Consider the following 10,049-nt stretch of genomic DNA (forward strand, 5'->3'; position numbering starts at 1 on the left):
TTTTATAAGTATTTCTGTTAAATCTGCTTATCTTCATGATATAATATAATCAGCCAAATTACTAGGAGGAATTTAAAAATGAAAGCAGATCTTCATTCACATACTGTGCTGTCCGACGGCGCTTTAAACGTCGACCAGCTGATCTCCCAGGCGAAACGCGTCGGCCTGGATTATATCGCCGTAACAGACCACAATTCCACCCACTCTATTCCCGCTGTGCTTGCTCTCGGAGAAGAACTTGGGATCAATGTCATCCCCGGAGTCGAGATCAACTCTGTCCACGAGGCTTCAGATACAAAACCTCACCTTCTCTGCTACTATCCCGCCGATGTAAAGAAACTTCAGAGAAAACTTGACCGGTATCTGGAATATCAGCGGCAGACGAAGCTTGCCATGTACGAAAAAATCATGGAAGATTATCCGATCACAAAAGAACAGCTCTTTGAGGCCGCCCGTGAAAGTACCACCCTGTACGAAGTACATATGATGCAGGTCCTGGCTTCTTTGGGATATACAGGAACCCCTATTGGAGAACTCCACAGAGAGCTTTTTTCATCCGGTTCTAAATACAAGCTGCCCCAGAAAGATATGACAACCCATGAAGCAGTAAGTCTGATCCGTTCCTGCGGCGGCATTGTCGTTCTGGCTCATCCGGGAGAATACAAAAATCCCATGCTCATGGAAATGCTCATTGAAGAAAAACTCATTGACGGTATCGAACTGAATCATCCGAGAAATGATGAGCGGACCATGGATCATATCAGATCCCTGGCCAAAGAACATGACTTATTTATGACCGGCGGCACGGATTTCCACGGCATATATACAAAGACACCTTATCCGATCGGTTCTTTCCTTTGCCCGGAAGAAGGACTGGAACGTCTGACAGCAGCGGGCAAGGCTGCCAATGAAGCATACCTTCATTCTTCCTGCCGGAAAGAAACCGAAGAATCTGAAGAAGCAGAAGCAGGTACCCCACAATAGAGGGACCTGCTTTTTTTGTTTTCAAAATATCATTCTTCATTGTCTAATAATTTTTGCAGATCTTCTGCTGAAGCATCCATCTTCACTGAAATCTCTTCCATAGTCAGCCCCGAATTCAGGAATCGGGTGATCACCATCTTCATTGACTCTCCCACCTCGATGAGATGCCCGTCCAGATCATAAAACCTGACGACACGCTGTCCCCAGCCATGCTCGATCACATTCCCCAAACACTCAATATCCGTGAAAGTTTTCAACCTTTTCAAGAATCCATCAAAATCCTCTTCTTCAAAACAGATTTCAATGTTATTTGTTTTTTTCTGAACTCTCTCTTTTGGAATGTTCACCAGCCAGTCAAAGTTCTGCTGCAGTGAAAGACCGCAGGTGAAGGATATATTGATACCATAATCCTGATAAAGCTCCAATCCGAATAAATCCTCATAAAACTTTCTGGATTTATTAATATCTGATACGGATAAGACTGTACATATATTTCATATAAAAACTCCCTTCGTCTTTAAAATACTCCTGGCAACGCTGAGTCCGTTAGCCGATGCCTGCTGAAGGCCTCTTGTAACGGAGGCTCCATCACCGATCGCCCGAAGGCCTTTGATGTTGGTCTCAAACGACTGGTCTGTGACGACTTTATTGGAATAAAATTTTACTTCCACTCCATAGAGCAGCGTTTCATCGCTGGCCATCCCCGGCGTCACCTGATCCAGTGCATAGATCATCTCTTCAATCGCTTTCATGATTCTGTAAGGAAATACCAATGACAGATCCCCGGGCACCGCGTCTTTTAAAGTCGGCGTAATGTTATTTCTGAGAAGGCGTTCCTCCGTCGTCCTGCGTCCTCTGACAAAATCCCCGAACCTCTGGACAAGAATCTTTCCGTCACAGAGCATATTGCTCAGCTGTGCGATGTGTTTCCCGTACTGGATAGGCTCTTTAAACGGCTTCGTGAAATTTTTCGATACAAGAATTGCAAAATTTGTATTCTTCGTCTTATATTTTTCTGCCTTATATGCATGGCCATTTACCACAGCGAGTCCGTCCTCATAATATTCTGTAGCCACTTCCCCTGAAGGATTGGTACAGAACACACGAACCTTGTCGTCAAAGGTCGGCGTATAATATACCAGCTTTGCCTCGTACAGGCTCTTGTTCAGTTCTTCCATGATTTCATCCCGGACTTCCACTCTGACGCCTACATCTACCGTTCCCACCTCAGTCTCAATCTCGTGTTCCCTGCACAGGTTGCTGAGCCATTCAGATCCTTCCCTGCCCACGGCGGCTACAATTTCCTCTGCATAGAAAGTATCTCCTTTATCGGTGACAACACCCTGCACCCGTCCTTCTGCAGTCATGATATTTTCAACCATGGTGTTAAATTCTATCCTGACTCCGGCACCAAGCAGGTGTTCCTGAAGCCTTTGGTATATCTTATACCCCTCTTCCGTGCCCAGATGCCGGATCGGACACTCGATTAATTTCAGATTGGCTTTAATTGCCTTTTTTCTGATCCTGGCAATTTCTTTTTCTTCATTCAGTCCGTACACTTTTGTGTCCGCCCCAAATTTCAAATAGATCTGATCAGATTCTTTCAACAGCTGTTCTGTCTTTTCGTAGCCAAGGATCTGCGGCAGATTTCCGCCCACATCAGGAGACAGGGAAAGCTTTCCGTCAGAAAACGCGCCTGCACCTGCAAATCCGGTAGTAATGGAACATGGCTTACAGCCCACACACACTTTTGTTTTTCTTTTGGGACAGGACCGGTCTTCAATCCTTCTTCCCTTCTCTATCATTAATATCCTTAAATCCGGTTTCTTTTGTGAAAGCTCATACGCGCAGAAAATCCCGGAAGGTCCTGCTCCTATGATAATGACATCAAATGTATAATCCACAATATACACACCCTTTCCTGTATTTTTTCCACTGCTGCTAAACATAAAATACAGACTTATTGTAACATAAGATCAGGATAAATAACAAACAAAGCTGTGTCCCGGATGAAGGGGAACACAGCTTTTCTGCTAAAAATGTCTTTATTATTTTATCAGTCGTCTGGCTTTCAGAGCTTCATAAGGAAGACCATGTTCCAGGCACCTCTGCGCTGCCCCAGTAAGCCTGTCTCCGCTGAAAAGTTTTCTTATCGGATCAAATGCTGCTCTGTAAATAGAATCCGGAATCTCTCCCGTCAGCGTCGAAAGGTTTTCCAGATTATCCAGCTCTTCTTTTGTACTATCATATTCTTCTCAGGCAACCCCAGAAACATCCGTATTGTCTTATTTGTTATTACTCCATATTTGCATGTCTTGCAAACAGATCGTCATCTGACTGATTTGTGAGCCTCATCAGATCCATAACCATACAGTCATATGTAATCCAGCTTAACTGCTCGAATCCGGAACCGGCAGCCTGAACAGTTCCCGCTCCTTCATGATTGTCACACTTCTTTGTGACTCCTGGAAGTGTGATCACCGCATCCGCCATAGATCCGATTGTGTTCTCAGGGAACATTGTAATTGTCGCCACCTTTGCACCCTGGCTCTTTGCCTTCTTGGCATTAGACACAAGGCTTGCGGTATTTCCGGAACCGGAGCCGACAATCAGCAGATCTCCTGCCTGAATAGACGGTGTGGTCGGCTCACCGAAAAAGAATACGGTATACCCAAGATGCATCAGGCGGTTGGAAAATCCTCTGGCAGCAAATCCGGAGCGTCCCGCACCGCTTACAAAAATTCTTTTTGCCTCTGTGATCAGTTTTTCCACTGCCTCTATCTGTTCATTATCTACTTCTTTTGCGTTGTCGGTTAATTCTCCGAGAATCGCCATCATATTTTTACATTCTGTCATAATCTTTACCTCCAGTCTCAAAGTGTGATTTAAAGCATCGCGTCTTTGATCGCCTTTGCTTCCGCAACCGGATCTTCTGCGTGTCCGATCGCAGATCCTACAATAATAATCTCCGGTTTTAAGGCAACATATTTATCGATGGTCTTGCTGTTGATACCTCCGGCAACAGCGATCTGAGCCTTCTTTGCATGTTCTGTCATGACCTGAAGATCCTGGATCGGCTCTCTGCCTGCTGCCTGCTGGTCAGCCCCTGTATGAACTGCCAGGATGTCAACTCCGATTTCTTCCATCTTCGTGATTCTGGCCGGAAGATCTTCCACACAGATCATATCCACAACGAGTTTTCTGTCATAATCTCTTGCAGCCTTTAAAGCACCTTCAATGGTCAGATTATCAGAAACACCAAGGATTGTCGCATAAGCGGCACCCGCCTCATAGGCATAGCTTGCTTCCAGATATCCGCCGTCCATGATCTTTAAATCGGCCAGGATCTCTTTGTCCGGGAAGAAACGGTGAAATTCACGCACACCCCTCATTCCTTCATCCATAACAAAAGGAGTTCCCACTTCGATGATGTCAACGTGCTCCGCAACCTTGTCAGCGAAACGAAGTGCATCTACAAGGTTCATCTCATCTAATGCTAACTGTAATTTCATTTTATTTTCCTTCCTTTAATTCGTTGTAATCTTTGACAATCTCATCAAACATTCTGGTTCCCGCTTTAATGCCTGTAAAATGAGTCACTGCATCTTCAATGCCGTTATCAGCCACATACTGAAGCAGTTCAACTGACTGCTCATCTTCTTTGACATCAAACAGGAATGTTGCTGCGATACCTCTCAGGAGAAGTGTATTTTTAAGGTTTCTTTCCTCACATTGTACAGCTGGTCCCACCAGACGGTCATTCGGTGCAAGCTTTCTGATCGGTGCTCTGGAAATACGTGTGATCGTGTCTTTGATGCCAGGAGTACAGAAACGGTTTAATGCGAATGTAATGTAGTCTTCCATTTCCTTCTCGGTAAATCCATGTTTTGCAACCATCAGGGCCGCAACTTCTCTCATGACTTCTCTTGTCATTTCTATATTTTCCGGCACCGCGAAGTAATCCTGGATAATCTCATATCCCATCAGTTTTCCGATATAACCGGACCATGCGTGTCCGCAGTTGATCGTATAAAGTTTTCTCTCCAGGAATTTCTGAAGATTATCGGTATATTCTGCTCCGGTAATCGGAAGTTTCTCAGGGTCTACCAGCTTGTTCACTTCCACTGCCAGCTCGTGATCTTTTCCGATGTCAATTCCGTCTCTGCCGTCTTTGTCGGTACCGAATACCATACGGTCTACTGCCGTATTCGGGAATGCCGCTGCTTTTAAGAAGTCATCCTCAGAAGCAATTCCAGTTCTGACAAGTTCCTTTAAAAGCAGATCTCCGTTGAACAATGCGTTCTCACAGGGGATCACATTGACTCTTTCTTTGCCTGCTCCTAATCTGGCCTTCAGCCCTTTTGCAAGAGTGCCTGCAATTTTAGGGAAATTGTCTGCCAGCACTGCCGTAGTGACTACGTCTGCTTCCACGATCGCTTCCACGACTTTATCTTCTTCTGTAATCGGTGAAAGTGCAGAAACCTTGTCGATTTCTTTTCTCCTGTAATCCTCCTCGATCACATACAAGTAGTAGTTATGGTATTTGTTCAGTTCCGCGTTGACTTTCTCGTTTACGTCCACGAATACGATTTCATATCCTGTATCATGCAATAAATCTGCAATGAATCCGCGGCCGATCTTGCCAGCCCCAAAGTGTACTGCTTTCATTTTCTTCCCTCCGTCAATTCTAGCGGACCACATCTTTAAATACGTTCAGTATTTCTTCTTTGGTCTTTGCATTTCTAAGTTTTTCTACGTTGTCAAGATCTGAGCATGCCACTGCGATATCTCCTAAAATCTCAATATGCTCATTGTTCTTACCTGCAATTCCGATGATGACATTTGCAGTTTTTCCTTCATAGTTTACGCCCTCAGGAACCTGGATAAAAGAAATTCCTGAAGCCATAATCCTTTCTTCGGATTTTACGATGCCGTGCGGAATCGCAATGTGATTGCCGATGTAGGTAGAGACCACTTCTTCCCTCTTCAGCATGTCATCTATATATTCTTCTTTTACATAACCATTGTCTGCAAGAATCTGCCCCGCAGCCCGGATAGCTTCTTCCTTCGTAGCAAAAGCTGCGTTCAATCTGATGTTGTCTTCGTTAAAAATGCTCTTCCTATCTGCCATAATGAAACCTCCTAAATTGATTCTCCTATATAATGTCTGAACCTGTGTCCAAAGCATTGCCTGATTTCTTCTTCGTCGCCCTTCTCTATTAACTTCATGACATCCCGGTCTTCGATGATCAATTCAGTAATATAGCGCAGAAACATCTGCTGTACTTCATCCATTTCCGTTGGATAGAAGAAAAATATAATGTTACTGATCGCATCCCCCTCCTGAGGATCTACCATTCGTTTTTCTTTTAAATGGTAAACGAAAAAAAGCGGTTTTTTTATTTTCTCTAAATAACATTCAAAGTAACTGATTTCCGTCGTTGGTATTGTAAAACGGCATTCAGTTGCATGCCGGATCACATAATTTTTAATCTCCTGTTCACCGATGAAGATCCCGGCTTCCCAGATCGTATGTTCCAGATTTGAGAATAAGTGGTTTTCATCCTTCAGGTTATTAATTTCATACACATGGAATTCAGTCAATAAGTCTACTGCCCACGTAGTTAATTGTTTTAACTGTTTTAAAGATACGATGCTGTTGCTGCTTTCTAACTCCGCCGCCTTTCTTTCCTGTTCCTCAATCTTCCTTAAAGTCTGATGCTTGTGCCTTCTTATTTTTTCTTTTACAATCTCCAGCTCATTGTCATTCAGGAGCGGAGAAACTTTCAGATACTCCCTGTCTTTTAAATACAGTGGGATGGTTGACAGGATCAAGTCATAATCGTTTAAGTCTTCTTCTCCCAATCCTACCAAAGATACAATCTTTCTTACATAAATCTCGGGTATCTCCCTCTCCAGACGGCTGGCCAGCATCTTGGAAGATCCCATGCCGCTGGAACATACCACCAGCACCCGGAATGTCTTCTTTGTAATGTTGTCCAATGATACCGCAAAATATAATACCAGATACCCTATCTCATCATCCGGAAAATAATCATCCGGGAAGACTTTTCTGACCGTATCTTTTATAATGGAAAACAGCTGCGAATAATCTTTTTCAATGTCGCGGATGATCGGATTCGAGATACTCATTCCGCTCCTTGTCCGCACCAGGGCTTTATCGATATGTGTCAACAGTCCGTCCATAAGCTTTGTATCCTGGCTCAGGTTAATGCCCATACGCCTTTCTACCAGCTCCACAAACTCTTCAATCTTTGGCCTGAGCACAAAATTTTTGACAAACACATTTTCATTGTTCCGTTTTCCGACACTGATATCCATAACCCACAGAAGATATTCTTTCTCTGCCTCGCCCAGGGAAATAGAATATTTCTTTTCCAACATCCGGATCAATGCGGCAACAAGTTTTTTCAGATTCTTGTCCACATGTTCCACGGTAAAATCTGTACTGTATTTCCGATTACCGATTTTGTGTCTGCGAATCAGCAGCGACACCAACATGACTAATTCAGCATAATTCTGATCAAGTATCTGATAGTTTTTCTGAATCAGTTTATGGCTGATATCTTTTAATATTTTTTCACAGGTCTGAAACAGCTCCATGTATCCGTATTCATCCAACTTCTGCATAAATGGATGAAACTGTCTGACATTCCCCGCAAGCCAGTGTACGATCACATCCATATCTGTGTTTTTCATGATGATATTGACCATCAGATGATCTCTCGCCACCTGCTCACCGCCCAGGCAGATTCCGTCTCCCTTTTTTGAGATTAATTTAATATTGTACTCCGGAAGAATCTTTTCAATCTTTTTCAGATCATTCCTGATTGTCGGAAGAGATGTGCCCATATCGATTGCCAATGCTTCTGTCTTCATGAAGTCATCCTGATGAAGCAGCTCTAAGAGAACAAAATACATTCGTTCCTTAGGGTCCACTACCTGGAGTTTTTTATGTTCTCCTAATTCTGTCTGGAGTTTCTGAATGTGTTCAGGCAGACCGACAGCCCGGATTCCTTTTTTGCTCACCGTTTTCAATGTAATCTGATACTGCCTTAACACTTCAGTCACCTCGGGGATTTCCCGGTACACGGTCCTCTCTGAGACATTCATTTTATTGGCAATAGCTTTCATGGTTACGAAACCACGGCTGCTTAAGACAATCTGTATGATATCTTTTACACGATTAGACATCAGCATAATTTTGCAGCTCCTTTACTTATAAGGCGCCATAATCATTCAATTATGGCGCCGCAGCCTGACTATTCAGACATGTCTTTAATCTTCTTTGCGATTGCTGCCTGTTCTGCCGCATCCAGGAAGTTTTCGATCGCTATGACCGGAACTCCTGCAGGAGCTGAATTTTTTGCAGCTTCATATAAGTTTTCGTTCGTTACGATAACATCTATGTCTGCTGGAATTTGATGAATGGATACATGGCTGACATCAATGAACATTCCAATCTTGTTCAGCTGTGTCTTCAGCATAGAAGCACCCATTGCGCTGGACCCCATTCCAGCATCACATGCAAATGCAACTTTTTTAACTTCTTTTTTCGGAAGAGTTGTATCTGTTGCTGCTGCTTTTTTCTCTTCTCCAGGAGCGCTGTGGCTTTCCACAAACTGGCTCATGTCGATTCCAGCAACTTCCTGTTCATCCTCTGGTGTTTTATCCCTCATTAAGAAGAATGCTGTCACCGCAAAGGATACCACGGTTGCTATCAAGTAAGCCATCAAGTTGACAAATAGTTTGCCCTTTGGTGACATAACGATTAACATGATCAAAGAACCAGGAGATACGGCTGCTACAGCACCACCGTCCATGATCTGAAGCCAGAATACTGCTGCGATACCACCGAGCATAGGCCCTAAGAGTGTGATCGGTTTGATCAGTGCATATGGGAAAGAAACTTCTCCAATACCACCGATGATTTGAATGATTGCCGCACCTGGTGCAGATTTTTTAGCCATTCCTTTACCGAATACACAGAATGCTAATACAAGACCTGCCCACATACCACCATTTGCTTCGATTAAGTACAAAATAGATTTCCCTGTTTCTGCTGCCTGCTCGATCGCCAACGGTGTAAAGATACCATGGTTGATCGCGTTGTTCAGGAACAGTACCTGTCCAGGAACTACAAAGATTTCTGTCAATGGGATTAAGCTGTGGCTTACAAGGAAATCAACGGCAACTGTTAACACACCTGTGATTGCTGAGAAGATCGGTGTTACGATCATGTAGCCAAGTATCATCATGATTGCTCCCACGATACCAAGTGAAAAGTTATCTACTAACATTTCCAGACCTGGTTTTATGTGACCGTCAAAGATTTTATCAACCTGTTTGATGATCCACGCACCGAGAGGTCCCATTACCATACCACCGATCATCATCGTTACGTCAGATCCAACGATAACACCGATTGTTGCTACGGTACCTGCTACAGCACCACGTCTTCCGTAAACAGTATGCCCCCCAGTGTAAGCAAATAACAATGGAATTAAGAACTTAAGTGTAGGCTCAATTACTTCGGCCAGTTTTGCATTTGGAAAATATCCAGTCTTCAGGAACAAAGATGTGAAAATACCCCAGGCAATCAATGCTCCAATGTTCGGCATGACCATTCCTGACAGGAAGCCACCCATTTTTTGGACTTTAGCTTTGAAACCATTTGCCATAACAATCCTCCTTTTTTGTCCTCTTTTTTGGTATAATTTATTTCTGCGGTTAATGGTATTAACTTGATAAACGTTTATCTATAATTCCATTATATTGATTGTATTTTTATACGTCCACTATTGCCAGTGGTAAATTTTGCAGAAGAATTTTTGACAAAGTTTTCTTACATATTTTCCCTTATTCATCCCTTACAAACTGCATAAAAACGTGGTTTTACTGATCCTCCTAACACAAAAAAGGGGCTGTCGGTTAATAGACAGTCATGAATAGTGAAGGCAGCGACTCGGTGATGTCGCTGCCTTCCCTAACTTTATCCCTATAAAAAGAGAAAAAGATGGCTAACCATAACCATCTCCTCTCCG

General features: G+C 43.4%; 9 protein-coding genes. 1 reads left to right on the forward strand and 8 read right to left on the reverse strand.

The features are described 5' to 3' along the window. Positions 1-78 precede the first annotated feature (78 nt). Positions 79-984: a PHP domain-containing protein gene (locus CI597_RS16120; protein ID WP_024726421.1), complete on the forward strand. Its 906-nt coding sequence runs from the start codon at positions 79-81 to the stop codon at positions 982-984. A 29-nt stretch (positions 985-1,013) separates the two neighbouring features. Here the strand turns inward: CI597_RS16120 and CI597_RS16125 are convergent, their stop codons facing one another. The 8 genes from CI597_RS16125 to CI597_RS16165 form a co-directional block, all read right to left on the reverse strand. Continuing rightward, positions 1,014-1,475 carry a VOC family protein gene (locus CI597_RS16125; protein WP_034548782.1) on the reverse strand — a complete coding sequence of 154 codons (462 nt, stop codon included), beginning with the start codon at positions 1,473-1,475 and terminating at the stop codon, positions 1,014-1,016. 3 nt (positions 1,476-1,478) lie between these two features. Beyond that, complete coding sequence (locus CI597_RS16130; protein ID WP_081723774.1) at positions 1,479-2,933, reverse strand: NAD(P)/FAD-dependent oxidoreductase; 1,455 nt, start codon at positions 2,931-2,933, stop codon at positions 1,479-1,481. Positions 2,934-3,279: 346 nt separating this feature from the next. Further along, entirely contained in the window at positions 3,280-3,840 is a 561-nt protein-coding gene (gene hxlB / locus CI597_RS16140; RefSeq protein WP_095143013.1) for a 6-phospho-3-hexuloisomerase, read from the reverse strand. 29 nt (positions 3,841-3,869) lie between these two features. Next, entirely contained in the window at positions 3,870-4,496 is a 627-nt protein-coding gene (gene hxlA, locus CI597_RS16145) for a 3-hexulose-6-phosphate synthase (protein WP_024726417.1), read from the reverse strand. 1 nt (position 4,497) lies between these two features. Further along, the gene (locus CI597_RS16150; RefSeq protein ID WP_024726416.1) at positions 4,498-5,652 is read right to left on the reverse strand and encodes a 3-hydroxyacyl-CoA dehydrogenase NAD-binding domain-containing protein; all 1,155 of its coding nucleotides are present in this window, start codon (positions 5,650-5,652) and stop codon (positions 4,498-4,500) included. A gap of 19 nt (positions 5,653-5,671) precedes the next feature. Continuing rightward, positions 5,672-6,115: a PTS sugar transporter subunit IIA gene (locus CI597_RS16155; RefSeq protein ID WP_034548780.1), complete on the reverse strand. Its 444-nt coding sequence runs from the start codon at positions 6,113-6,115 to the stop codon at positions 5,672-5,674. Between the two features lie 11 nt (positions 6,116-6,126). Then, positions 6,127-8,205: a BglG family transcription antiterminator gene (locus tag CI597_RS16160; RefSeq protein WP_024726414.1), complete on the reverse strand. Its 2,079-nt coding sequence runs from the start codon at positions 8,203-8,205 to the stop codon at positions 6,127-6,129. A 62-nt stretch (positions 8,206-8,267) separates the two neighbouring features. Then, positions 8,268-9,686, reverse strand: coding sequence for a PTS mannitol transporter subunit IICB (locus CI597_RS16165; protein WP_095143014.1), 1,419 nt, complete (start codon positions 9,684-9,686; stop codon positions 8,268-8,270). Positions 9,687-10,049 lie beyond the last annotated feature (363 nt).

Source organism: Anaerostipes hominis (ex Lee et al. 2021), from assembly GCF_002270485.1.
GTDB classification, from domain to species: domain Bacteria; phylum Bacillota; class Clostridia; order Lachnospirales; family Lachnospiraceae; genus Anaerostipes; species Anaerostipes hominis.